A 22,991-nucleotide genomic window follows, 5' to 3' on the forward strand; every position below is an offset into this window, starting at 1 on the left:
TTGATTGTCTAAGAGTCCTCATGCGGAGGTACCGTGTGCCTGATGTCGGCGGACCCTTTCGTGCATCCGGCCCTCTTCTACCGAGGTGACCCGGAATATGTGGCTGCCACCACGGCTTTCGTCCGCGAGGGGCTGGCGGCCGGGGAGCCCGTGGCGGTGGCCGTGCCCGCCGCGAACCTCGCCAAGATCGAGGCGGGGCTGGGCGCCGACGCGGCCCGGGTGACCCTGCTCGACATGGGCGTGGCGGGCCGCAACCCGGGGCGGATCATCCCGGCCGTGCTGCGGGCCGTCGCCGACCGGCATCCCGGCGAGCACGTGCGGATCATCGGCGAGCCGATCTGGCCCGGCCGATCGGCGACCGAATACCCGGCCTGCGCCCAGCACGAGGCGCTGATCAACCTGTCCTTCACGGGGCGGCGCGTCACGATCCTGTGCCCGTACGACCTGGCGGGGCTGACGCCCGAGGTGCTGCGCGAGGCCGAGCGCACCCACCCGGTGCTGCGCGACGCCTCCGGCGAGTGGGCCAGTTCCAGCTACGCGCCCGACGAGGTCGTCGCGCGGCACAACCAGCCGCTCGCCGAGCCGGCCACGTGCGTCTCGCTGCGCTTCGACCACACCAACCTGGCCGCCGCCCGCACCCTGGCGGCCGGCCAGGCCGAGGCGGCGGGCTTCAGTGACGACCGGCTCGACGACATCCGGCTCGTGGTGGCCGAACTCGGCGCCAACAGCCTCGACTACGGCGGCGGCGCCGGCCTGATCAGGGTCTGGATCGAGGACGCGCGGCTGGTCTGCGAGGTCGCCGACGGCGGTCACATCACCGATCCGCTGGCCGGGCGCCTGCCCGTCGAGGCACGCCGCTCCGGCTCGCGCGGCCTGCTCATCGTCAACCTGCTCGCCGACCTCGTACGCGTCCACAGCCGCCCCGGCGCGACCGCGGTCCGCGCCTACTTCGACCTGCCGGCCTCCCTGGTGTAGACATCGGAAAATGATCCGGCTGCGGCCCATGCGGGCGCGCGACGCGGGCGAGTCCCACCGCGTCGCCACCAACCTGGAACTCTTCTTCGACCTGTGCTTCGTCGTCGCTGTCTCGTTCGCCGGCTCCCAGCTCCACCACGCGCTCAGCGAAGGGCACCTGGCCGAGGGCGTCCTCGGCTACCTGACGACGTTCTTCGCCATCTGGTGGGCGTGGATGAACTACACCTGGTTCGCCTCCGCCTACGACAACGACGACTGGCTGTTCCGGGTGACCACGCTGGTCCAGATGGCGGGCGTGCTGGTGCTGGCCGCCGGGGTGCCCAGGGCGTTCCAGGAGCACGACTTCCGCGTGGTCTACGCCGGGTACGTCATCATGCGCCTGGCCATGGCCGCCCACTGGCTGCGGGCGGCCTGCGGCGACCGTCCGGGCCGGCGGACGGCCGTGCGGTACGCCGCCGGCATCTGCGTCGCGCAGGTCGGCTGGATCCCGCTGCTGGTCGTGCCGGGGGAGTGGTACCTGGCGGCGTTCGCGCTCGGCGTGGTGCTGGAGCTCGCGGTGCCCGTGTGGGCCGAGCGGGGCAGCCCGACCCCCTGGCACCCGCACCACATCGCCGAGCGGTACGGCCTGTTCACGATCATCATGATGGGCGAGAACGTGCTGGCCGCCACGGTCGCCTTCCAGGCCGAGGCGAGCGCCGCCGGCCTGCGGCCCGAGCTGATCGTCCTGGCCCTGGGCGCGCTGGTGATCGCCTTCGCCATGTGGTGGCTCTACTTCGACCCGCCGACCGCCGAGATCCTCGACTCCACCAGGCGCGCCCTGCTCTGGGGGTACGGCCACTACGCGATCTTCGCGGCGGTCGGGGCGTTCAGCGCCGGGGTGGAGGTGAGCATCGACCACGCGGCGGGCACGTCACACCTGTCCGCCACGGGCGCGGCGCTGGCCGTGTCGATGCCCGTCGCGGTGTTCCTGTCGATGCTCTGGCTGCTGCACGTGCGGCCCCACCGCTACGGCCCGGCCGACGGCGTCGCCTTCCTGGGCGCGGCCGTGCTCGTGCTGCTGTCGGCCCTCACGCCGGCGCCGATCCCGCTGACGGCGCTCGTCCTGGTCGCGCTGGTGGTCGTGACCGGCGCGACCAGGCGCGCGGCCTAGCGCTCGACCTCCGACATGTTCGGGTAGCGGGCGCCCCGGACGGCGTCCGCGGGCACGGCCCTGGCCAGGGCGTCGAGCTGGTCGGCGGTCAGCGTGACGTCGGCCGCGGCGGCGTTCTCCTCCAGGTACGTCAGGCGTTTCGTGCCGGGAATCGGCACCACGTCGTCGCCCTGGGCCAGCAGCCAGGCCAGCGCGAGCTGGGCCGGGGTGATCCCGGCCGCCGCGGCGATCTCGCGCACCCGCTCGACCAGGCGGGCGTTGTGCTCGGCGTGCTCGCCGGACATGCGGGGCAGGTGCTTGCGGAAGTCGTCGTCGGGGAGCTGGTCGGCGCTCGGCAGCGCGCCGCCGAGCAGGCCGCGGCTGATCGGCGAGTACGCCACCAGCGCGGTGCCCAGCTCCCTGGCCGCAGGCCGGATCTCGGCCTCCAGACCCCGCGTGAACAGTGAGTACTCGCTCTGCAGCGCGGCGATCGGGTGCACGGCGGCGGCCCTGCGCAGCGTGTCCGCGCTCACCTCCGACAGCCCGAGATGGCCCACCTTGCCCTGCTGGACCAGCTCGGCCATGGCGCCGACCGACTCCTCGATCGGCACGTCGGGGTTGCGGCGGTGCATGTAGTAGACGTCGATGTGGTCGACGCCGAGCCGCCGGAGCGAGGCGTCGCAGGCCGCCCTGATGTACTCGGGGCTGTTCTCGACCGTGCGCGTGCCGTCGTGGCGGTTGATGCCGAACTTGGTCGCCAGGACGACCTCGTCGCGGCGGTCCTTGACGGCCCGGCCGACCAGCTCCTCGTTGTGGCCGCGTCCGTACATATCGGCTGTGTCCAGAAAATTCATGCCAAGGTCGAGGGCGCGGTGGATGACCGCTATCGACTCCTTCTCGTCGCCTTTGCCATAGAACTCCGACATGCCCATGCAACCCAGGCCGAGGGCCGACACCCGCGGGCCGCCGGTCCCCAGGACGCGCGTCTTCACATCCGCTCCCGATAGTTGTCGATCTTGTGGTCGAGGACGTCCATGTCCGCGCTCAGCTCGGCGATCCTGACCCGGACGCGCTCGCGGTGCAGCTCCAGCATCGCCAGCCGCTCGGCGGAGGTGTGCTCGCCCATGCGGCGCAGCTCCGCGTAGCGGCACATGTCGGCGATGGGCATGCCGGTGGTCCGCAGCTTGGTGAGGAAGTCCAGCCACCGCAGGTCCGCCTCCGCGTAGTCCCGATGCCCGCTGACGTTGCGGCCGACCGAGTGGATGAGCCCGATGCGCTCGTAGTAGCGCAAGGTGTGGGCGCTGAGACCCGTACGCTGGGCGGCCTCTTGGATCGTCATGCATCCAGAGTCACCCTTCGAGTGCACTCCACGTCAAATCGGGGGTGCCGCCGACTGCACCCACCCTGAGGAGGCAGGCCCTACCCAGGGTCGTCTTTCCGCAGGTCACGGGCCTGTCCCCGGAGCCTTTCGACCAAGGTATTAGGGGACGGATCAGGGCCCGCTGGGGGCTCATCTCCGATGCCGGTAAAGGCCGCCTTACGCGAGCTTTAAGGCATGAGGGGATTGCTTGTCAGCGGATTCACGGCCATCGGCACCGGAGCCGGCGCGATGCTCACCTTGCACGCCGAGGCGGGTCTCGACCCGCTGCACAGCGTGATCAGCGAGTACGCCTTCCAGGCGTCCGGCTGGCTGCTGCCGGCCTCGCTGACGCTGTTCGCCGTGGGGTCCGGGCTGATCGCCGAGGCGCTGCGCCGCTCCGGCGCCAACCGCTGGGTCGTCGCGCTGCTGGTGGCGTGGGGAGCGAGCATGTTCCTGATCGGGGCCTTCCCGACCGACCGCCCCGGGGTGCCGCTCTCGTTGTCCGGCGGCATCCACCGCTACGCCGCCTTCGCCGCCTTCCTGGTCATGCCCGCCGCGGGGTTCCTGCTGGCCAAGGCCAGGATCCGGTACGCCAGGGCGATGCGCGTGCTGAGCGGCGTGGCCCTCGGGGCGCTGTTGCTGGTCGTGGTCCCGTACGTGGTGCGCATGTTCGGCATCCCGTTGAGCAACGACGACATCCCGGCGGGCCTGACCCAGCGCGTGGTGGTCGTGACCGAGATCGGGGTGCTGGCGCTGGCGGGCCTGTCGATGCTCAGGCCGGCGGCGCGGCGGGTGTCGGCCGTGCTGGCCTGACGCCTGGCCGGTTCGCGAGGGGCGGGATGATCTTCCCGCCCCTTTTCGCGTGAGAACGGCCCGCTCCTGGAAAGAGGGAGGGCTCTGACCTCGCCCAAGGAGCTGTGAAGATGACCATTTTGATCGCCTACGACGGTTCGGACGACTCCAAGGCCGCCATCGAGTTCGCCGGACGGGCCGTGCAGGACAGATCCGCCGTCGTGCTGACCGTGTGGGAGCGGCTGGCGATGACCTCCGCCCGCGCCTCGGCCGGGCTCATGATGACCCTCGACAACACCGCGGCCGAGGACGAGGCGATCGGCCAGGCGATGACCGAACTGGCCGGGCACGGCGCCGAACTGGCCCGCGAGGCCGGCCTCGACGCGACGCCGCGGTGCGACCTGGACTCGGTGGCGGTGTGGTCGACCATCGTGGACGTCGCCGACGAGATCGACGCCACCCTCATCGTCACCGGCACGCGGGGACTGGGCGGCGTGCGATCGTTGCTGCTCGGCAGCACCTCGGACCGCGTCCTGCACCACGCCCGGCGTCCCGTGCTGGTGGTCCCGGGCCCCGAGGCGACCTCCTGACGGCCCCGGCGGCGAGGATGTCGGTGGCGTGCGGCAGAGTGGGGGCCTCGGGATCTCCTGACCGGTGACCCGATCGAGGGTGCGGGCCGGTGGGAGGGGGCGGCATGGCCGAGGGCCTGGCGCGGCGGCTGGGCACCGGCGACGCGGTCGTCGTCGGGCTGAGCGCGATGATCGGCGCGGGCGTGTTCGCCGCCTTCGCCCCGGCCGCCGCCGCGGCGGGCGGCTCGCTGCTCGCCGCCCTCGCGCTCGCCGCCGTCGTGGCCTACTGCAACGCCACCTCCTCGGCCCGGCTGGCCGCCCTCCATCCCGAGTCCGGCGGCACCTACGTCTACGGCCGGCGGCGGCTCGGCCCGCTGTGGGGCTACCTGGCGGGCTGGGGCTTCACCGTCGGCAAGACGGCCTCGTGCGCCGCGATGGCCCTCACCTTCGGCTCGTACGTCGCCCCGGGCGCGGCCCGGCCGCTGGCCGTCGCGGCGGTCGTCGCGCTCACCCTGCTCAACCTGTTCGGCGTCCAGCGTTCGGCCGCGGTCGCCCGGGTGATCGTCGTGCTCGTGCTCGCCGTGCTGGCCGCGGTGATCGTCGCCGGGCTGGCGGGGGAGCGGCCGCCCGGAACGCCGGGCGCGGGGCTGCCCGGCTCGGGCCCGTGGGGCCTGCTCCAGGGCGCCGGGCTGCTGTTCTTCGCGTTCGCCGGATACGCCAGGATCGCCACGCTGGGGGAGGAGGTGCGCGATCCGGCCCGTGCCATCCCGCGGGCGATCGGCATCGCCCTCGGCGTCACGCTCGTCGTCTACACGCTGGTGGCGGTGGCCGCCCTGCGCACGCTCGGGGCGTCCGGGCTGGCCGGGTCCGCGGCGCCGCTGGCCGACGTCGTGCGCCGGGCGGGGGCGCCGTGGCTGGTCCCCGTCGTGGGGGCGGGGGCGGCGGTGGCCTCGCTCGGGGCGCTGCTCGCGCTGCTGCTCGGCGTCTCCCGCACCGTGCTCGCGATGGCCAGGGAGCGTGACCTGCCGGGCGTGCTGGCCGCGGTCGACCCGGAGCGCCGGGTCCCGCGCCGGGCCGAGGCGGCGGTCGGGGCCGCCGTGGTCGTGCTGCTGCTGGTGGCCGACCTGCGCGGCGCGATCGGGTTCTCCTCGTTCGGGGTGCTGGTCTACTACGCGATCGCCAACGCCTGCGCGCTGACCCTCTCCCGGGCCGAGGGCGCGCCGGTCAAGGCCGTGCCGGTGCTCGGGCTGGTGTTGTGCCTGGTGCTGGCGTTCACGCTGCCGCTCGCCTCCGTGCTCGCGGGGGTGGCCGTCTTCGCCGTGGGGCTGGCCGTCTGGGCCGTACGCCGTCGCGCGCGCGGCTCACGGGCGTAGACTGGGCGTGATTCCTCCCGACGATGGCCCGGGCGTGCCGACGAAAGCGCCCTTCTCGTGAACGTCCGCGTAAGGAACCTCCACCCGGCCGCATGAGCGGCATCCGGGTGCGCACCCCCAGAGAGCTCCAGGCCCAGCGGCGGCGCAGGCGGCCCCGATGCCTCGGCCATCTCACCGTCGCCCCTTTGTGGCCCATGCACGGCGTCAACCTCGGCACCCTGCTGCGCACCTGCGACGCGGCCGGCGCGTGCATGGCCGTGCCCCGCCTGCCCTGGGTGCCCGAGGCGCTGGCCAGGGGGAACACCCTCCGGTCCGGAGCCTGCGTCCACTGGGTCGATCCGCTGCCGTGGCTGGCCTCCCGGCGCGAGCGTGTGCTGGGCGTCGAGCTGGCCGAGAACGCCATCAGGCTGGCCGACCTGACCATGGCCCGCGAGCCGACCGTTGTCGTGCTCGGCCACGAGGCCACCGGCATCCCCGGCGAGGCGCTCGACCTGCTCGACGCCGTGGTCGAGATCCCGATGATCGGCACCGGGGCCAGCCTCAACGTGGCGGTGGCCGGGTCGCTCGTGCTCTACAAGCTGGCCGGGCTGGCCTGAGGCCGGGTACGATGGCGGACATGACGATCAGCACGGTGATGATGGCCCCGTAGGGGGTTTCACCGACGACGTCCTGTTGAGGCCCTGTGACCCGGGGCCTCTCGTCGTGTCGGGGCCCCTTTCCTGGAGGCTGCCGATGTACATCACGACGACCATCCCCTACGTCAACGCCCGCCCGCACCTCGGGCACGCGCTGGAGCTCGTCCAGGCGGACGTGCTGGCCAGGCACCACCGGCGGCGCGGCGAACCCGTGCGGTTCCAGACCGGTACCGACGACAACTCGCTGAAGAACGTGCTGGCCGCCGAGGCCGAAGGACTGCCGGTACGGGAGTTCGTGGACCGCAACGCGGCCGCGTTCGAAGGGCTGCGCGAACCGCTCGACCTGTCCTTCGACGCGTTCGTCAGGACGAGCAGCCACCCCGCGCATCGCGCCGGGGTCGAACGCATCTGGAAGGCCGTCGAACGCGACCTCTACCAGCGGCACTACGAAGGGCTCTACTGCGTCGGCTGCGAGCAGTTCTACCCCGAGGGGCCCTGCACGGAAGGGCACGAGGCGCCCTTGCAGGTGGTCTCGGAGCGGAACTGGTTCTTCCGGCTCTCCCGCTACCAGGACGCCCTGCTCGACCTCATCCGCGGCGGCGGCCTGCGCATCGAGCCGGCCGCCCGGCGCAACGAGGTGCTGGCGTTCGTCGAGGCGGGCCTGGCCGACATCAGCGTCTCGCGGTCGGCGGCGCGCGCCCGCGGCTGGGGCATCCCTGTGCCGGGGGATCCCAGCCAGGTCGTGTACGTGTGGTGGGACGCCCTCGCCAACTACGTCACCGCCCTGGAGGGGGAGGACCACGAGCGCTGGTGGGTGTCCGAGCCGGACAAGGTGCACCTGGTCGGGAAGGGGGTGATCCGCTTCCACGCCGTCTACTGGCCGGCGATGCTGCTGGCCGCCGGCGAGCCGCTGCCCTCGCAGATCTTCGTGCACGACTACCTCACCGTGAACGGCCGCAAGATCAGCAAGTCGTCCGGGACCGCCGTCGACCCGGTGGCCCTGGTGGACGCGTACGGCGTGGACGCGGTGCGGTGGTGGCTGCTGCGCGAGGTGCCGCGCGTGGGCGACGCCGACTTCACCGCGGACCGCCTGATCGCCAGGGCCGACGAGGACCTGGCCAACGGCGTGGGCAACCTGGTCAACCGGGTGGCCACCATGGTCCACCGGTTCCTGGACGGCGAGGTGCCGGAGGTGCGCGAGGAGTTCGAGCCGGGCGACGTGCACGGCGCGCTGCGGGACTTCGACTTCCGCCGGGCCGCCGGAGCGGTGTGGCGGCTGGTGGAGGAGGCGAACCGGTACGTCGAACGCGTCCGCCCGTGGCAGCAGGCGGCCGGGGAGCGGGAGGCGTCGCTGGGCGTGCTGGTGGGGGCGTGCCGGACGCTGGCCGTCCAGCTGGAGCCGTTCCTGCCGACGGCGGCGGCCCGGGTGGCGGCGGCGGTGGCGGGGGAACGGCTGCCGCGGCCGGAACCCCTGTTCCCGCGCCTGACCCGGTGAATCACGACATGTGCCGACGCGCCGATCGTGACTCGCCCCGGACGGTTGACGGTGCGGCAGGGGCGGCCTACTTTGGGCGCACTTACTGACCAGTTGGTATGGAGGTCCCATGCCCACCGTCGAGACCGTCCGGGGCCCGATCGACGTCGAACGGCTCGGCCAGACGCTCATGCACGAGCACGTGTTCGTCGTGGCCGCCGAGCACGTGGACAACTACGGCAAGGGCGCCTGGTGGGACGAGGAGTTCCGGGTCGCCGACGCCATCGCCAAGCTCGGCGCGGTGGCGGCCAAGGGCGTGCGGACGATCGTCGACCCGACGGTGTGGGGCCTCGGCCGCCACATCCCGCGCATCCAGCGGGTGGCCGCCGAGGTGCCCGGCCTGAACATCGTCGTCGCCACCGGTCTGTACGCCTTCGAGGAACTGCCCCACCAGTACGAGCACCGCGGCCCCGGCCTGTTCCTCGACATGCCCGACCCGATGATCGACGACTTCGTCCGCGACCTCACCGAGGGCATCGCCGACACCGGGGTGAAGGCCGCGCTGCTGAAATGCGTGGTGGAGCACAAGGGGCTGACGCCCGGCGTCGAGCGCATCTGCCGGGCCGTCGCGCGGGCCCACGTGCTGACCGGGGCGCCGATCACCGTCCACACGAACGCCTTCACCCAGAGCGGGCTGCTCGCGCTGGACCTGTTCGCCAAGGAAGGGGTGAACCTGGAGAAAGTGGTCGTCGGGCACGCGGGCGACAGCAACGACCTCGACTACCTGATGCGCCTGGCCGACACCGGCGCGACGCTGGGCATGGACCGGTTCGGCCTCGACGTCTACAACCCGACCGAGCAGCGCGTGGCCACGGTCGCGGCCCTGTGCCGGCGCGGATACGCCGACCGCATGGTCCTCAGCCACGACACCGCCTGCTTCATGGACTACTTCGGCGGCGCATGGGACGAGGCCAGGAACACGCTCGCGCCGAACTGGCGCTACGATCACATTCACGATGACGTTCTGGCCGCACTGCTCGGCTCTGGTGTCACCGATGACCAGATCGAACAGATGCTGGTGTTCAACCCGAGGCGCTACTTCTCGTAAAGTGGTCGAGAAGTAGACAAGTGGGAAACAACGCGGGTAGGTGGAGCTGGGTGACTTCGGAGCAGGCTTTGTCGATCAGCCTCGGACTCCAGGGCCCCTGCGTCATCGCACGGCTGACCGGGGATTTCGACTTCGGGTCCGCGGCCGAGGTGCGCGACCGGGTCACCAAGGCGCTCGACCTCACCCAGCCGCCGCTCCTCGTCATCGACATGCAGGCCGTCAGCGTCTGCGACTCCTCCGGCCTGTCCGTGCTGGTCTACCTGCACAAGGCCGTCACCGCCTCCGGCGGCAAGCTGCTGCTGTCCGGCCTGAACGGCCGGTGCAAGCACCTGTTCGCGATCACCGCGCTGGACAAGTTCTTCGACATCCGCAGCACGGCCGAGCTGGCCATCGCCGAACTCAACGAAGCCGGGAATTCACCGCCGTTCACCGGGTAGTTGCCGGTGCATGTCGGCCGCAGAGCCCGACCTGCTCGGCATGTACCTGGAGCAGATCGGAAAGAACCCCCTGCTCTCCGCCGCGGACGAAGTCGACCTCGCCCGGCGGATCGAGGCAGGACTGTACGCAGGTCACCTGATCGAGCGCGGCGCCGCGACACCGGAGCTCGAAGCCGTCGTGCGCGACGGGCGGCGGGCCAAGGACCAGCTGATCAGGTCCAACCTCCGTCTGGTCGTCGCCGCCGCCCGGCGGTACGCCTTCCGCGGGCTGCCGCTGCTCGACGTCATCCAGGAGGGCAACCTCGGGCTGATCAGGGCCGTGGAGAAGTTCGACTACACCCGCGGGTACAAGTTCTCGACGTACGGGATGTGGTGGATCCGCCAGGCCATCGAACGCGGCATCCACGACAAGAGCCGCACCGTACGGCTGCCCATCCACGTGGCCGAGGACCTGTCGCGGCTGGTCAGGACCGAGCGGCGACTCGCCGCCGACCTCGGCCGCGATCCGACGGACGACGAGCTCGCCGCGTCGGCGTCGCTCACCGCCGGGCAGGTCGCCGCGTTACGCAGGCTCGGCCAGGAGGTGGTCAGCCTGGACCTGCCGGTCGGCGAGTCCGGCGAGAGCCGCATCGCCGACATGATCGCCGACGAGGACGGGGCGGGGGTGCAGGAAGTCGCCGAACGCCGCGCCATGAGCGCCGACGTCCGGGAGGTGGTCACGTCGCTGCCGCCGCGCGAGGCGTTCGTCATCAGGCTCCGGTACGGCCTCAGCGGGCAGAAGGCGGAGAGCTACAGCGAGATCGCCGACCGCCTCGGGCTCACCAGGGAACGCATCAGGCAGTTGGAGAAGCAGGCACTGAAACGCCTCCGCCAGTACCGCCCCCTGCTGGCCTGGGCCTCCTGACCGCCCGGCCACCCGCCGCACTCCCACCTCGCCTTTTCACGCGCCGCCCCCGGACAGCGGACGGGGGCCGAGCGAGTGCTCGGCCCCCGTTCTCCTCGGGTCTTGGGTCAGGCGGTGACGAGGAGCGCGACCCCGATCAGCACCGCAACCGGGACGAGCCACATGACGGCCTCGACAGCGAACTCCTTGTACATCGCGCAAGTCTCCCTCGAAACGCCCAAGTGGGGCACTGCTAACGTCACTGCGCAGCATAGCCGCCCCCACCCCCGCCTCGATCCACCCACATCCCGGCGGACGCGCTCCCCCCGCCTCGATCCACTCACATCCCGGCCGACGCCCCCTCAGCTCGATCCACCCACCTTCAGGCCGACGCGCTCCCCCCGCCTCGGTCCACCCACATCCCGGCCGATGCCCCCCACGCCCTCAGGCGGAGCTCACAGCTGCCGGCGGGCGATGCGTTTGCCGAGTCCCGCCAGGGACTCGTCGGCCATCAGGGCGGGCAGGCGCGGGGCGTCCACGTCGATCTGGTGCAGTACGGCGGGATGGGCGCCGTTGAACCGGCTCCACGCCCGGACCACCTCCGGCATCGCCGCCACCGCCGTGTCCGACAGAATGGCCTCCCTCGGCAGCCACGACGTCAGGAACTGGCTCACCCGCGCCGGACTCCACCAAAGCGGACGCTCACCCACGAACTCCGCCAACTTCTCGAACGCCTCCCGCGCCCCGGGCACATCGGGCAGATCGTGGAAGCCGGCCATCGTGCCGTCGGGCGCCTGCCGTACGAGCCCGGGCACGGCGAGGGCCCGCGCGATGGCCAGCGGACGGACGGCGGGCAGCGTGTCGGCCACCTGGGCCCCCATGATCCGGTCGCCCAGCTCGAAGGCGTCCAGCACCCGTCCGGCCACCACCCCCGGCTCGGCCGGGCTCAGGCCCAGGTCGTCGAGGAACTTGACCTCCTCGACGACGGCGTCCACCGCGAGGCCGCCGTTGGGCTGGTCGATGCCGACGACGAGGATGTGCGGCTCCTTGCCGTTCGCGTACCTGAAGGACAGGACGGCCAGGGTCTGCTCGCCGTACGGGTCGGCCTTGCCGTACCAGGCTCCTTCGCAGGTCACCTGACCCATGCGGCGCACCCAGCCGGGCAGCTGGAGATCGGCCTCCGTCGTCCCGGGAACCTCCGCCCCCAGCACCCGCAGCGCCCCCGGCCGTGCCCCCGCTGCCGATTCGGACTCCGGAGAGGATTCCGCCCCCGCTCCCGCCTCGGATTCCGGAGAGGACTCCGGCCCGGCCCATCCGGTCCTGTCGACCGCGGCCAGGGCGGCGAGGGTGAGCCGCGACTCGGCGCTGCCGTCCTCGGCCAGCTCCCGCAGGAACGGCCCCACCTCATCGGGCTCGAGAGCGGCGGTGAGCCGGGCCGCCCAGAGCTCGGTTCGCAGCGGCGAACGCCAGCGAAGCAGGTCGCGGGCTTGGCCGACAGCCATGGAAAACACAGTCGTCCTCACCCTCCGACCGTATCGCCCCCACCAGGGAACCCCCCGCCCAGTCGGTGACTGAGCCGGCTTGAACGGCGCATCGGCGGCTGGGCCGGCCTGAACGGTGGGCTGGTGCCTGAGGCGGCCTGATGGGTGGGGCGGTGGCTGAGCTGGCCTGATCGTAGGGCCAGTGACCGGGCCAGCTTGAACCGTGGGCTGACGGCTGGGCAGGCCTGAACGGTCGGCTGGTGGTGGCACCCTCATCAGTGGGCTGGCCACTCGGGGCAGTCTCAGCGGTGGACTGGTGTCTGAGAAGGCCTGATGGGTGGGGCGGTGGCTGAGCCGGCCTGAACGGTGGGCTGGTGGCAGGGTGGCAGCCCTGATGGGGGGGGTGTTGGGAGGGGCAGCCCTGACGGGGGCCGGTTGGGGCCGGACCCCGTCAGGGGTGAGGTCAGCGGTTGTCGCCGCCGAGGCCCGCCTTGCGGAGGGCTTCGGCCATCGCGCCCATGGGGGCCGGACGGTCCTGGCGGCGCTGCCCGCCGCGCTGACCGTCGCCGCGGCCCTGACCACGACCCCCGCCGTCGCCACGGCCACCCTGGCCGCGACCGCCGTCACGCCCGCCGTCACGACCGCCACCGCCGCGGGCGCCGTCGCCCCGGCCGCCGTCGCGGCCGTCGCCGCGTGAGCCGCCGTCGCGGCCGCCCTCGCCACGGGTGGCGCTGCCGTCGCGAGCGGAGCCGTCGCGGCGGGGCTCGTTGCGGGAGCCGTCCGAACGGGCGCCCGACTTGCGGGGCGGGCGGCCCTCCGAGGACGGCTGGGTGACGTCGTCCTCCAGACGGAGGGTCAGGGAGATGCGCTTGCGCGGGATGTCCACCTCAAGGACCTTGACGCGCACGATGTCGCCCGGCTTGACCACGTCGCGCGGGTCCTTGACGAAGGTGTGGGACATGGCCGACACGTGGACCAGACCGTCCTGGTGGACGCCGACGTCGACGAACGCGCCGAAGGCGGCCACGTTGGTGACCACGCCCTCCAGGATCATCCCGGCCACCAGGTCGGAGATCTTCTCCACGCCCTCCTTGAAGGCCGCCGTCTTGAACGCCGGACGCGGGTCGCGCCCCGGCTTCTCCAGCTCGCGCAGGATGTCGGTGACGGTCGGCAGGCCGAAGGTGTCGTCGGTGAAGTCCTGCGGCCGGATCGTGTGCAGGGCCGAGGTGTTGCCGATCAGCGACTTGAGGTCGGTCTGGACCGAGCTCAGGATGCGCCGGACCACCGGGTAGGCCTCCGGGTGCACGCTGGAGGCGTCGAGCGGGTCGTCGCCGCCCGGGATGCGCAGGAAGCCGGCGCACTGCTCGAACGCCTTGGGCCCGAGCCGCGAGACATCCTTCAGCGCCGTGCGGGTGCGGAACGGCCCGTTGGCGTCGCGGTGGCGCACGATGCCCTCGGCCAGCGTCGCGCCGATGCCCGACACCCGCGTGAGCAGCGGCGCGGACGCCGTGTTGACGTCGACCCCGACCGCGTTGACGCAGTCTTCGACGACGGCGTCGAGCGAGCGGGACAGCTTGGACTCGGCCAGGTCGTGCTGGTACTGGCCGACGCCGATCGACTTGGGGTCGATCTTGACCAGCTCGGCCAGCGGGTCCTGCAGCCGGCGCGCGATGGAGACCGCGCCGCGCAGCGACACGTCGAGGTCGGGCAGCTCCTGGGAGGCGTAGGCCGAGGCCGAGTAGACCGAGGCGCCCGCCTCCGACACCACGATCTTGGTGATCGACGGCATGAGCTTGACCAGGTCGCCGGCCAGCTTGTCGGTCTCGCGCGAGGCGGTGCCGTTGCCGATGGCGATCAGCTCGACGCCGTGCTTCTGGGCCAGCGCGCCGAGCACGGCCAGCGACTGGTCCCACTGGCGCTTGGGCTCGTGGGGGTAGATGGTGGCGGTCTCGACGACCTTGCCCGTGGCGTCGACCACGGCCACCTTCACGCCGGTGCGCAGGCCGGGGTCGAGGCCCATGGTCGTGCGGCTGCCGGCCGGGGCGGCCAGCAGCAGGTCGCGCAGGTTGGCGGCGAACACGCGCACCGCTTCGTCCTCGGCGGCCTGCCACAGGCGCATGCGCAGGTCGATGCCGAGATGCACGAGGATGCGGGTGCGCCAGGCCCAGCGCACGGTCTCGGCCAGCCACGTGTCGGCCGGACGCCCCTTGTCGGAGATGCCGAACCGGGCGCCGATGCGCAGCTCGTAGTCGGCGGTCTCGTCGGGCTCCAGCGCGACGTTGAGCACCTCCTCCTTCTCGCCCCTGAACATCGCCAGGATGCGGTGGGAGGGCAGCTTGGTGAACGGCTCGGTGAAGTCGAAGTAGTCGGAGAACTTGGCCCCCGCCTCCTGCTTGCCCTCGCGCACCTTCGACACGAGCCGGCCGCGGCTCCACAGCCGCTCGCGCAGGTCGCCGATGAGGTCGGCGTCTTCGGCGAAGCGCTCGATCAGGATCGCCCTGGCCCCTTCGAGGGCCGCGCCGGCGTCGGCCACGCCCTCGGTGACGAACTCCGCGGCGACCGTGGCCGGGTGGAGCATCGGGTCGCCGAGCAGCTTGTCGGCCAGCGGCTCCAGGCCGAGCTCGCGGGCGATCTGCGCCTTGGTGCGCCGCTTGGGCTTGTAGGGCAGGTAGATGTCTTCGAGCCTGGCCTTGGTCTCGGCCGCCATGATCTGCGCGCGCAGTTCGTCGTCGAGCTTGCCCTGAGACTCGATCGACTCCAGGATCGCCGCCCTGCGCTCGTCGAGCTCGCGCAGGTAGCGCAGCCGCTCCTCGAGCGTGCGGAGCTGCGCGTCGTCGAGGGCGCCGGTGACCTCCTTGCGGTAGCGCGCGATGAACGGCACGGTGGCGCCGCCGTCGAGCAGATCGACCGCCGCCTGCACCTGCCCGTCGCGCACGCCGAGCTCTGCCGCGATCCGCTGGTGAATAGAGAGCACTTGCCTGCCTTTCGATGGTCCCGCCGGTCAATTGTGCAGGACGACGCCGTCTTTCATGACCAGAGTGCGCCGAGGGTGAACGACCACGGCCTCTCCAGGGCCGCTCGCGGGCACCACGACGAGGTCGGCGCGGTCGCCCGGGGCCAGGCCGTAGCCGGGCAGCCCGAGGGCCCGCGCGCCGCCCACGGTCGCGGCCTCCAGGGCGAGCTCGATGTCCTCGTCGCGGCGGAACGTGCTGCGGTAGGCGAGGTGCATCGCGCGCTCCAGCATGTCGCCCGAGCCGTAGGGGCCCCACAGGTCGCGGACGCCGTCGTGGCCGCAGGCGACGGTGACGCCCGCGGCGCGCAGCTTCTTGACCGGCGGCACCGGGTAGCTGTAGACGGCGGCGGTGGCGATGGCCACGCCCGCGTCGACGAAGCCCTGGATCAGGCGATCCTGGGCGGCCTCGCCGAGCTCGCCCAGCGCGTACGCGTGGCTGACCGTGACCCGGCCGCCGAGCCCCAGCGCCTTGGTGCGCTCGGTGATCAGCTCCAGCTCCCAGCCGCCGAGCGAGCCGCCGTCGTGGAGATGGATGTCGATGCGCGCGCCGAACCGGTCGGCCAGGCCGAAGATCAGGTCGAGGTGGCGCACGGGATCGCGGTCGACGCCGGCCGGGTCGAGGCCGCCGATCGCCTCGACGCCGCTGCGGAGCGCCTCGGCCAGCAGGTCGGCGGTGCCGGGGTTGGTGAGCACGCCGTGTTGCGGGAAGGCGACCTGCTGCACGTGGACGGGGGAGCGGGCGGCGGCCTCGCGCACGGCCTCCACGCCCCGCAGGCCCACGGACGGGTCGATGTCGGTGTGGGTGCGCACGTGGGTGGTGCCGGCCTCGCTCATCCGGGCCAGCAGCGCGGCGGCGCGCTCGGCGCTCGGCACCCCTAATTCGGCGCGGCGGCCCAGGTCGTTGGCGATGCGGCCGGCCAGCGAGTCGTCGGCGGAGTGGGGGACCCAGGGGCCGCCGTAGAGGGTCTTGTCGAGGTGGCAGTGGGCGTCGACGAGACCGGGCAGGACGAGCTGACCGGACACGTCGAGGACGAGGGCGCCGGGCGCGTCGAGGGACGGCCCCACCCGGTGGATGCGGCCGTCGCGGACGAGCAGGTCGGCGGGGGACGCGAGCCCCCAGGGCCGGCCGCCGCGGATCAGCACGTCGGTCATGCCCAGCACCCTAGAGGGCGGCACCGACGATTTCCGTCCCCCCGGACGTGAGGGTCATGAGCCGCCCGCGACGGCGGAAGGGGCCAGGGCCCGTCTCCGCCTGCACTCGCCGGGCCCGCTCCCTCTTGGCGAGGGGCGAGCCCGGCCTCGCTCACGGTCCGGTCCGGGAATCCGGGCCGGCGGCCAGCGCGACCCCGGACGCGGTCAGCAGCCCGATCGCGGGCAGTTCGAGCGTCGTCTTGGTCATGCCGTCACCTCTCGACGCGTGATCTCCGGCCGTGCCCCGGGACGGGCATGTGATCCAGTGCACAACGCGGGGCCGCCGCCTGTCCCGCTGTTTCAGCCTGAGCTGGAACAAGCAGCTCACGGCCTTCGCGTGGGCCTGTTCGGGAAGCCCGCCTCCCGAACAGCTTTACCGATCACTTGGCGTGAATTTGATCAGGTGCGCGTCTGCGGTGCCAGGGGGCGCGGTATCTGGGCTCCGAACACACGAGGAGTGCCATGACCTTCCGCATTCGATCCGTTCCCGCCTGTTCCGTGCTGGCGGCGGGCGTCTTGCTGCTCGGCGGAGCCGCGGCCGTCGCGGCCCAGAGCGCCGCCGCCGCCCGGACGCCTTCGACGGTGCCCGGCGACACCGGCTCGTCGAGCTGCTGCGACCACTGCAAGAAGTGCCCACCCGGCCCGACGGGTCCGCCCGGTCCGACGGGTCCGCCCGGTCAGGACGGTGTCTCCGGCCTGGAGGTCGTGCAGGAGGAGTTCACGAATCCACCGTCCTCGTCCACTCCCCGGACCGTCACGTGCAGCCCGGGCAAGGAGGTGGTGAGCGGCGGTTACGCCTTTCCCGACACCATCGCGCCCAACGTGTCGCGCCCGGCGGGAACCAACGGCTGGCAGGTGGCTCCGCCCAGCAACTACGGCTTCTCGTTCAACTTCACCGTCTACGCGATCTGCGCCAACGCGGCTCCGGGCGTCTAGACGGTGTCTCAAAGGCCCTGAGCCATTGTTCGATCGCGGCGATGGCGAGTGTGGCCTCGAAGCGGACGGCGAGTTTGTTCGAAGGCCGGCGGCGGCCCGCCCTTGGAACCGTGGCGCACCGGTGGGCGTCCTGATCGGCTTTGCTGGGGATGCACTCCTTGATCCCCGCCGGCGCAGATGAGTCGTCCGGCTCGTTCCCCGTGCCGCCGGGCGGTTCCTTCTGCAGGGGACCGTCCCGGCGCGCCCCCGCGGCGTGCTGATGGGCACGGCTGGTCGTGGAATGCACGCTCACCGTCCAGCCGAGCTTCCCGGCGGCGTCCGCCCGTCTCTGCGACGCGGCCAGGATCTTGGCCCAGGTGCCATCACGCTGCCAGCAGTGGTTCCAGCCGCGCCCACTGCGCATCGGTGAGGCCGAACCGCCGCGTCACCGCTGAGGTGTCCACGAGGGCTCCGGAGTTCAGGTTCTTCCTGGTCGTTGAACCCTTACCGGAGACCTCTCTAGCATGTCCGGCTTCGACACGCCGTTGATCAGGACTTCGGAACAGGCCCTAGTCGGGGCGGGTGGCGAACAGTTCCAGGTGGTGGCAGGAGCGGCAGCGGTAGGCGTCGATCTCCCACTTGGGACGGCCCATCAGCCGGGCGCCGCCGAAGATCCCGCGCGACAGCGCCCCCTCGACCCAGCGGGCGTACCCCCGGGAGTGCTCACCCTGGTCGGCGACGAACCCGGGTTCGAGCCCCTCCGCGCCGCAATGCGTGCACCGTAAGTTGTCCATGCCGCAGAGCCTAGATCTCCGCGAGGTGCGCCACGTTGGCCACGTCGGCCGGATCGGTGCTGGGCCGGCCGCCGAACCAGGCGTCGAGGATCTCGCCGAGCACGACGTCGGAGGTCAGGCGGAGGCTGAGGGCCAGCACGTTGGCGTCGTTCCATCTGCGCGCCCCCTCGGCGGTGTAGGCGTCGGGGCAGAGCGCGGCCCGCACGCCGGGCACCTTGTTGGCCGCGATGGAGGCGCCCGTGCCCGTCCAGCAGCAGACCACCGCCTGGTCGGCCCGGCCCTCCGCGACGTCTCTGGCGGCCAGTTCGCAGGCCCACGCCCAGTCGTCGCGCTCGCCGTCGTGGAGTGCGCCGTGGGTCAGCACCTCGTGACCCCGCCCGCGCAGCTCGGCCACGATGCGCCCGGCCACCCCGTCGTTGCTGTCCGCCGCCACCGAAATCCGCATGGGCCCATCTCTACCAGCAATGTGGTGACGGGTGCGGGGATCGAACCCGCCTGGAGCGGCTTATGAAACCGCCGGGCACACCAGCGCCCCCACCCGCCTGGAACGGGCCGGGGGCCGCCGAGCTCAACGGCGGGAGCCCCCGGACGGGTGCGGCATGCGCATTCGCCGGATGACCAGCTGGATGACCACCTGGATGACCATGGGCACGAGCATGCCGCCCGCGCCCCCGGCCCCGCAACGCGTTTTCTCAGGTGTACCGGGCGCGCATGCGCTCGCAGAAGTCGTCCGACAGCTTGGTCATCAGCCTGGACAGCTCGGCCCGCTCCTGCTCCGGCCAGTCGGACAGCACCTCCTCGAACCACTCGGTGGTGACCCGGCGGCACCTGCTCGCCACCTCGGCCCCCTCCTCGGTGAGCGCGATGCGCCAGGCCCGCCGGTCGTCGGGGTCGCGTACGCGCTCGACCAGCCCGCGCTGCTCAAGGGCCGCGACGTGCCTGGTCACGTGCGGGCTCTCGACCTGTAGCCCCTCGGCGATCATGCCGATCCTGCGGGGCTCGCCCGCGTCGAGCAGGTAGACGATGATCTGCACGTCGGGCCGGTCGAGCCGGATGCCGGCCGCCTCGGTGAGCCACTCATGGGTCTTGGCGCGGTTGAGCGTGACGACCAGCCGCCGGAAGGCCGACACCGTCCTGTTGAGATCTTCGCCCATCTGTTTGCTTACCTAACTTACGTATGTATCATCGTTTCTCGGTTACTTACCTAAGTTATCTAAAGGAGCCGACATGGCGACAGCCGTCGTACCCGCGGCGCGTGAGACGTCGATGCGCAATCCCTGGCCCACGGTGGTCTCCCTGGCGTTCGCGGCCTCCATCGCCGCCCTCCAGAACACCGCGGTGGTCCCGTTGCTTCCCGTGCTGCAGCGGGAGCTGCACGCCTCGCTCTCGGCCGTGAGCTGGACGCTCACCATCAGCCTGCTGGTCGCCGCGGTCTCCACGCCGCTGCTGTCGCGCTTCGGCGACATGTACGGCCGGCGCCCGATGATCCTCGGCGCGCTGGGCCTGCTGGTGGTGGGCTCGGTCATGGCGGCGATGGCCACGTCGCTGACCTGGTTGATCGTCGCCCGGATCCTGCAAGGGGCGGTGTCCGCGCTGGTCCCGTTGTCGATCGGCGTGGTCCGCGACCTGCTGCCCAGGCAGCAGCTCGCGACCGGCATCGGCGTGCTGAGCGCCACGATGGGGTTCGGCAGCGGCGGCGGCATGATCCTGGCCGGGCTGGCCGCCGGTGACTACCACCTGGTGTTCTGGATCACCGGCGGGATCTCGGCGGTGGCCGTCGTGATCCTGGCCTTCCTCGTGCGGGACGTGGCGCCGGCCGGCAAGGGCCGTCCCGACCTCGCCGGGGCCGCGTTGCTGACCGCCTGGCTGGTCGCGCTGCTGCTGGCGATCAGCGAGGGCGGCTCGTGGGGCTGGACGTCGCCCGGCGTGCTCGGACTGTTCGCCGCGGCCGCCGTGCTGGCCGTGGTGTGGGTGCTGGTCGAGCGCAGGGTGGCCGAGCCGCTGGTCGAGATGTCGATGCTGGTGCACAGGGGCACGATCGGCGCGACGGTCTCCTCGATGCTGCTCGGGTTCTCGTTCTTCACGATGCTGACCGGCATGTCGCAGTTCGCCCAGGTTCCGAAGGCGACCGGCTTCGGCTTCGGCGCCTCCACCCTCCAGGTCGGGCTCTTCCTGCTGCCGAGCACCCTGTTCATGCTGGTCATCTCGCTGTTCGCGGGGCGGATCATGCGCCGGTTCGCCGCCTCGTTCATGGTGGCGACGGGCGCGGGCGTGACCGGGCTCGCGGGGGCGTGGCTGGCGTTCGAGCACGGCAGCCCGGCCACTCTGTACGTGGCCTCCTCCCTCATGGGCGTCGGCCTCGGCATCGGCTACGCCGCGCTGGGCACGATGGCCGTCGAGCACGTCGAGCCGTCCAGGACCGCGCTGGCCGCGGGCGTCAACGCGCTGGTACGCATCGTCGGCGGCAGCGTGGCGGGCGCGGCCATCGCCGCGATCCTGGCCGCGCGCCCAGGCGTCCTGGGCTTCCAGTGGGTGTTCGGCACCGCCGCGGCGGCCGGGCTGGTCGCGGCGGTGTTCGCCACCGTCTACGGGATGCTGAACAGCCGGGCCGTCACAGCGCCTTCAGCCCACTGATCACTTCCAGCAGCACCTTGGCATCCGGCGCGGGGGGCGGCAGCTCGACCTGGACGAGCTGCCGCGCGTGCAGGTCGCCGACCAGCACCCGCACCACGCCGATGGGCAGGTTCAGCTCGGCGGCCACGTCCACCAGCCGGGTGGGCTTGGTGCACTTCTGCATGATGATCAGGTGCTCGGGCCCGAGCCCCACCGGGGGCGTCAGCCCGCCGGCGGTGACGATGACCGCGATGAGGTCGATGGCCTCGCTCGCGGGCACCGTACGGCCCCTGGTCAGCAGGTAGGCCGGGACGATCGGACCGGCGTCCTCGTCCAGCCAGCGCTCGTCACTCACTTGGCACCACCCGCATCACAGGACGGGCGGGCTCCTTCACGTCGGCCTCCGGTTCCGGATCGGCGACGTGCTCAGCCGGGATCAACACGATCGCGGTGGTCCCTCCATATGGTGAACCGCGTAGCGTCACGCGGATGTCGTGCCTGGCGGCCAGGCGCGAGACGACGAAAAGCCCCAGCTTGTCGCTGTCGGCCAGGTCGAACTCGGGTGGGCTGGCCAGCCGCTCGTTGAGTTCGGCCAGCTCCTGGGCGCTCAGCCCGAGCCCGCGGTCCTCGACTTCGAAGGCGAAGCCGCGGGCGGTCTCCTCGCCGCGCACGATGACCTGCGTGTGCGGCGGCGAGTAGACGGTCGCGTTCTCGATGAGCTCGGCGACCAGGTGGATCACGTCGCCGACCACCGGCCCGGCCAGGCGCTGGCCGGACATCGGCTCGACGGTGACCCGGCGGTAGTCCTCCACCTCGGCCGTCGCGCCGCGGGCCACGTCGAGCAGCGGCACCGGCTTGCTCCAGCCGCGGCCAGGGGTGGCGCCCGACAGGATGATCAGGCCCTCGGCGTGGCGGCGCATGCGGGTGGTCAGGTGGTCGAGGCGGAACAGGTCGTCCAGGGCCTCGGGGTCGGTGGCGCGGTGCTGCATGTCCTCCAGCTGGATGCGCTGGCGGTGCAGCAGGGCCTGGGAACGCCTGGCGAGGTTCCGGAAGACGTGCCCGACGCCCTCGCTGAGCTGCGCCTGGCCGATCGCGGCCTCGACGGCGGTCTGCTGGACGGTGGAGAAGGCCTGGCCGACGTCGCCGATCTCGACCGTGCTGGTGGCCACCGACAACTCCGGCATCTCCACCCTCTCGCCCTTGCGCAGCTTGGCCACCACGTGCGGCAGCCGCTCCTGGGCCACCTCCAGCGCGGCGAGCCGGAGCGCGCCCAGCTCCTTCGACAGCCGGTTGCCCATCCGGATCGAGAACACGATCGACACGATGACCAGCAGGAAACACGTGCCGGCCAGGATGAACGCCCGCGACAGGACCTGGTCGGCCACGGGGTCGGCGCGCGCGTTGAGCAGCGTGCTGGCCCGCATGAGCGACTCGCCGTACGTCTTGGAGATCGACTCGGTGGTGCTCAGCCAGCCGCGCGGCGGCGTGGCGCCGGCGATGATCCGGTCCTCCATCAGCCGCATGCGCTGGTAGACGGGGGAGGTGACGAGGGAGACCTGGGTGTCGCGCAGGCTCGCGTCCAGCTCGCCGAGCCCCTGGTCGATGAGGAAGCGCCGGTTGCCGACGATCTGGGTGAACTGCCGGCGTTCGGACGGCGTGACCGGGCCGAGCGCGATGGCCTGCTCCCTGGTCAGCAGCTCCTTGGCGTAGCCCAGCTCGATGATCACGCGGGACTGCTCGTAGATCGGGATGTCGTCGATGAGCGCGACGCGCCGGTGCAGGCCGTACAGGGAGTCGATCACGGAGTTGTACGCCTCGCCGGCGAGCAGACGGTCGGACAGGCCGTCGTCGATCTCACCCCGGATCGCGTCGAGCCTGCCGAGCTGCGTGTACACCGCGTCCACCTGCGTACGGATCTCTTCCGATCGGTCCTTGGAGTTGCTGGAGAGCTTTCTGAACTCGTCCCTGGCGGCGTCGGTGCGGGTGCGCTGGTCGGCCACGTCCTTCCGGGAGGCGGCCTGGCGCAGCAGCTTGGCCGAGGAGAGACGCTCGTGCTGGAGCTCGCTGATCAACTTGTACGCCGGATGGCGGAGGTTCGTCCAGAGTGTCTTGTACTGACGCAGCTCCAGGCTCTCGCCGGCGGTGACGGCGGTGATCACGCCCCACAACACGACCATGGAGGTCAGAGGCACGAGTAGTAGTCCGATGATCTTCATGCGGATCGTCCGGCTACGACCCATGGCACCTCA

At 71.8% G+C, this 22,991-nt stretch carries 22 protein-coding genes, 1 tRNA gene and 1 pseudogene; 12 read left to right on the top strand and 12 right to left on the bottom strand.

Annotated features, from left to right (window positions below):
• The first annotated feature begins 42 nt into the window (after positions 1–42).
• Both ACFYYW_RS36375 and ACFYYW_RS36380 read left to right on the top strand, forming a co-directional pair.
• Positions 43–975 carry a sensor histidine kinase gene (locus ACFYYW_RS36375; RefSeq protein WP_352327176.1) on the top strand — a complete coding sequence of 311 codons (933 nt, stop codon included), beginning with the start codon at positions 43–45 and terminating at the stop codon, positions 973–975.
• A 10-nt stretch (positions 976–985) separates the two neighbouring features.
• Complete coding sequence (locus ACFYYW_RS36380) at positions 986–2,125, top strand: low temperature requirement protein A (protein WP_387655800.1); 1,140 nt, start codon at positions 986–988, stop codon at positions 2,123–2,125.
• On the opposite strand, the gene ACFYYW_RS36385 is transcribed toward ACFYYW_RS36380, so the two are convergent.
• A complete protein-coding gene (locus ACFYYW_RS36385) occupies positions 2,122–3,096 on the bottom strand; it encodes an aldo/keto reductase (RefSeq protein ID WP_387655803.1) in 975 nt (324 codons plus the stop codon). The two genes, ACFYYW_RS36380 and ACFYYW_RS36385, sit on opposite strands and share 4 nt — an antisense overlap.
• On the bottom strand, positions 3,093–3,443 hold the full coding sequence (locus tag ACFYYW_RS36390) for a MerR family transcriptional regulator (RefSeq protein WP_364412378.1): 351 nt from the start codon (positions 3,441–3,443) through the stop codon (positions 3,093–3,095). The genes ACFYYW_RS36385 and ACFYYW_RS36390 overlap by 4 nt, the downstream gene beginning before the upstream one ends.
• Before the next feature lie 216 nt (positions 3,444–3,659).
• On the opposite strand from ACFYYW_RS36390, the gene ACFYYW_RS36395 reads away from it, so the two are divergent.
• The 8 genes from ACFYYW_RS36395 (at position 3,660) to ACFYYW_RS36430 (ending at position 10,756) form a co-directional block, all read left to right on the top strand.
• Positions 3,660–4,277: a DUF998 domain-containing protein gene (locus ACFYYW_RS36395; protein ID WP_352327172.1), complete on the top strand. Its 618-nt coding sequence runs from the start codon at positions 3,660–3,662 to the stop codon at positions 4,275–4,277.
• A 110-nt stretch (positions 4,278–4,387) separates the two neighbouring features.
• On the top strand, positions 4,388–4,846 hold the full coding sequence (locus ACFYYW_RS36400) for a universal stress protein (protein ID WP_352327171.1): 459 nt from the start codon (positions 4,388–4,390) through the stop codon (positions 4,844–4,846).
• A 104-nt stretch (positions 4,847–4,950) separates the two neighbouring features.
• Complete coding sequence (locus tag ACFYYW_RS36405) at positions 4,951–6,198, top strand: APC family permease (RefSeq protein ID WP_387655807.1); 1,248 nt, start codon at positions 4,951–4,953, stop codon at positions 6,196–6,198.
• Positions 6,199–6,290: 92 nt separating this feature from the next.
• Positions 6,291–6,794, top strand: coding sequence for a TrmH family RNA methyltransferase (locus ACFYYW_RS36410; RefSeq protein ID WP_352327169.1), 504 nt, complete (start codon positions 6,291–6,293; stop codon positions 6,792–6,794).
• A gap of 136 nt (positions 6,795–6,930) precedes the next feature.
• On the top strand, positions 6,931–8,328 hold the full coding sequence (locus ACFYYW_RS36415) for a methionine--tRNA ligase (RefSeq protein ID WP_387655810.1): 1,398 nt from the start codon (positions 6,931–6,933) through the stop codon (positions 8,326–8,328).
• A 109-nt stretch (positions 8,329–8,437) separates the two neighbouring features.
• Positions 8,438–9,415 carry a phosphotriesterase-related protein gene (locus ACFYYW_RS36420; RefSeq protein ID WP_352327167.1) on the top strand — a complete coding sequence of 326 codons (978 nt, stop codon included), beginning with the start codon at positions 8,438–8,440 and terminating at the stop codon, positions 9,413–9,415.
• 50 nt (positions 9,416–9,465) lie between these two features.
• Positions 9,466–9,852, top strand: coding sequence for an STAS domain-containing protein (locus ACFYYW_RS36425; RefSeq protein WP_352327166.1), 387 nt, complete (start codon positions 9,466–9,468; stop codon positions 9,850–9,852).
• A gap of 10 nt (positions 9,853–9,862) precedes the next feature.
• Positions 9,863–10,756: an RNA polymerase sigma factor RpoD/SigA gene (locus tag ACFYYW_RS36430; protein ID WP_387655814.1), complete on the top strand. Its 894-nt coding sequence runs from the start codon at positions 9,863–9,865 to the stop codon at positions 10,754–10,756.
• A gap of 434 nt (positions 10,757–11,190) precedes the next feature.
• On the opposite strand, the gene ACFYYW_RS36435 is transcribed toward ACFYYW_RS36430, so the two are convergent.
• From ACFYYW_RS36435 to ACFYYW_RS36445, 3 genes are all read right to left on the bottom strand, one after another.
• Positions 11,191–12,237 carry a hypothetical protein gene (locus ACFYYW_RS36435; protein ID WP_387655817.1) on the bottom strand — a complete coding sequence of 349 codons (1,047 nt, stop codon included), beginning with the start codon at positions 12,235–12,237 and terminating at the stop codon, positions 11,191–11,193.
• A 442-nt stretch (positions 12,238–12,679) separates the two neighbouring features.
• The gene (locus tag ACFYYW_RS36440; RefSeq protein ID WP_387655820.1) at positions 12,680–15,190 is read right to left on the bottom strand and encodes a Tex family protein; all 2,511 of its coding nucleotides are present in this window, start codon (positions 15,188–15,190) and stop codon (positions 12,680–12,682) included.
• Between the two features lie 27 nt (positions 15,191–15,217).
• A complete protein-coding gene (locus ACFYYW_RS36445) occupies positions 15,218–16,381 on the bottom strand; it encodes an amidohydrolase (RefSeq protein ID WP_387655823.1) in 1,164 nt (387 codons plus the stop codon).
• 501 nt (positions 16,382–16,882) lie between these two features.
• Here ACFYYW_RS36445 and ACFYYW_RS36450 point away from each other — a divergent pair.
• Positions 16,883–17,356 (top strand): hypothetical protein, encoded by a 474-nt coding sequence (locus ACFYYW_RS36450; RefSeq protein WP_387655826.1) that lies wholly within the window; start codon positions 16,883–16,885, stop codon positions 17,354–17,356.
• Positions 17,357–17,585: 229 nt separating this feature from the next.
• On the opposite strand, the pseudogene ACFYYW_RS36455 reads toward ACFYYW_RS36450, so the two are convergent.
• The 5 genes and pseudogenes from ACFYYW_RS36455 to ACFYYW_RS36475 form a co-directional block, all read right to left on the bottom strand.
• Positions 17,586–17,729: pseudogene (locus ACFYYW_RS36455) on the bottom strand (IS5/IS1182 family transposase); the annotation flags it as partial.
• 175 nt (positions 17,730–17,904) lie between these two features.
• A complete protein-coding gene (locus ACFYYW_RS36460; protein ID WP_352328727.1) occupies positions 17,905–18,129 on the bottom strand; it encodes a hypothetical protein in 225 nt (74 codons plus the stop codon).
• A 10-nt stretch (positions 18,130–18,139) separates the two neighbouring features.
• The gene (locus ACFYYW_RS36465; protein ID WP_364412361.1) at positions 18,140–18,574 is read right to left on the bottom strand and encodes an RpiB/LacA/LacB family sugar-phosphate isomerase; all 435 of its coding nucleotides are present in this window, start codon (positions 18,572–18,574) and stop codon (positions 18,140–18,142) included.
• 22 nt (positions 18,575–18,596) lie between these two features.
• A tRNA-Met gene (locus ACFYYW_RS36470) sits at positions 18,597–18,672 on the bottom strand.
• Positions 18,673–18,821: 149 nt separating this feature from the next.
• Entirely contained in the window at positions 18,822–19,283 is a 462-nt protein-coding gene (locus tag ACFYYW_RS36475; RefSeq protein ID WP_387655830.1) for a MarR family winged helix-turn-helix transcriptional regulator, read from the bottom strand.
• A gap of 73 nt (positions 19,284–19,356) precedes the next feature.
• Here ACFYYW_RS36475 and ACFYYW_RS36480 point away from each other — a divergent pair, with 73 nt between their 5' ends.
• Positions 19,357–20,763 carry an MFS transporter gene (locus tag ACFYYW_RS36480; protein WP_364412358.1) on the top strand — a complete coding sequence of 469 codons (1,407 nt, stop codon included), beginning with the start codon at positions 19,357–19,359 and terminating at the stop codon, positions 20,761–20,763.
• On the opposite strand, the gene ACFYYW_RS36485 is transcribed toward ACFYYW_RS36480, so the two are convergent.
• Both ACFYYW_RS36485 and ACFYYW_RS36490 read right to left on the bottom strand, forming a co-directional pair.
• Positions 20,741–21,097 (bottom strand): DUF742 domain-containing protein, encoded by a 357-nt coding sequence (locus tag ACFYYW_RS36485; protein WP_352328721.1) that lies wholly within the window; start codon positions 21,095–21,097, stop codon positions 20,741–20,743. The two genes, ACFYYW_RS36480 and ACFYYW_RS36485, sit on opposite strands and share 23 nt — an antisense overlap.
• Positions 21,090–22,982: a nitrate- and nitrite sensing domain-containing protein gene (locus tag ACFYYW_RS36490; protein ID WP_364391700.1), complete on the bottom strand. Its 1,893-nt coding sequence runs from the start codon at positions 22,980–22,982 to the stop codon at positions 21,090–21,092. Before ACFYYW_RS36490 ends, ACFYYW_RS36485 begins: the two co-directional genes overlap by 8 nt.
• Positions 22,983–22,991 lie beyond the last annotated feature (9 nt).

Origin of the sequence: Nonomuraea sp. NPDC001831 (genome assembly GCF_042892035.1) — a bacterium.
Classification (GTDB): domain Bacteria; phylum Actinomycetota; class Actinomycetes; order Streptosporangiales; family Streptosporangiaceae; genus Nonomuraea.

Bases quoted from the DNA above. Each gene is read 5' to 3' on its own strand.
- ACFYYW_RS36420 (WP_352327167.1), top strand. From the start codon at position 8,438: ATGCCCACCGTCGAGACCGTCCGGGGCCCGATCGACGTCGAACGGCTC.
- ACFYYW_RS36400 (WP_352327171.1), top strand. From the start codon at position 4,388: ATGACCATTTTGATCGCCTACGACGGTTCGGACGACTCCAAGGCCGCC.
- ACFYYW_RS36460 (WP_352328727.1), bottom strand. From the start codon at position 18,129: ATGGACAACTTACGGTGCACGCATTGCGGCGCGGAGGGGCTCGAACCC.
- ACFYYW_RS36435 (WP_387655817.1), bottom strand. From the start codon at position 12,237: ATGGCTGTCGGCCAAGCCCGCGACCTGCTTCGCTGGCGTTCGCCGCTG.
- ACFYYW_RS36415 (WP_387655810.1), top strand. From the start codon at position 6,931: ATGTACATCACGACGACCATCCCCTACGTCAACGCCCGCCCGCACCTC.
- ACFYYW_RS36390 (WP_364412378.1), bottom strand. From the start codon at position 3,443: ATGACGATCCAAGAGGCCGCCCAGCGTACGGGTCTCAGCGCCCACACC.
- ACFYYW_RS36490 (WP_364391700.1), bottom strand. From the start codon at position 22,982: ATGGGTCGTAGCCGGACGATCCGCATGAAGATCATCGGACTACTACTC.
- ACFYYW_RS36450 (WP_387655826.1), top strand. From the start codon at position 16,883: ATGACCTTCCGCATTCGATCCGTTCCCGCCTGTTCCGTGCTGGCGGCG.
- ACFYYW_RS36375 (WP_352327176.1), top strand. From the start codon at position 43: ATGTCGGCGGACCCTTTCGTGCATCCGGCCCTCTTCTACCGAGGTGAC.
- ACFYYW_RS36480 (WP_364412358.1), top strand. From the start codon at position 19,357: ATGGCGACAGCCGTCGTACCCGCGGCGCGTGAGACGTCGATGCGCAAT.
- ACFYYW_RS36430 (WP_387655814.1), top strand. From the start codon at position 9,863: ATGTCGGCCGCAGAGCCCGACCTGCTCGGCATGTACCTGGAGCAGATC.
- ACFYYW_RS36380 (WP_387655800.1), top strand. From the start codon at position 986: ATGATCCGGCTGCGGCCCATGCGGGCGCGCGACGCGGGCGAGTCCCAC.
- ACFYYW_RS36465 (WP_364412361.1), bottom strand. From the start codon at position 18,574: ATGCGGATTTCGGTGGCGGCGGACAGCAACGACGGGGTGGCCGGGCGC.
- ACFYYW_RS36445 (WP_387655823.1), bottom strand. From the start codon at position 16,381: ATGACCGACGTGCTGATCCGCGGCGGCCGGCCCTGGGGGCTCGCGTCC.
- ACFYYW_RS36405 (WP_387655807.1), top strand. From the start codon at position 4,951: ATGGCCGAGGGCCTGGCGCGGCGGCTGGGCACCGGCGACGCGGTCGTC.
- ACFYYW_RS36410 (WP_352327169.1), top strand. From the start codon at position 6,291: ATGAGCGGCATCCGGGTGCGCACCCCCAGAGAGCTCCAGGCCCAGCGG.
- ACFYYW_RS36395 (WP_352327172.1), top strand. From the start codon at position 3,660: ATGAGGGGATTGCTTGTCAGCGGATTCACGGCCATCGGCACCGGAGCC.
- ACFYYW_RS36475 (WP_387655830.1), bottom strand. From the start codon at position 19,283: ATGGGCGAAGATCTCAACAGGACGGTGTCGGCCTTCCGGCGGCTGGTC.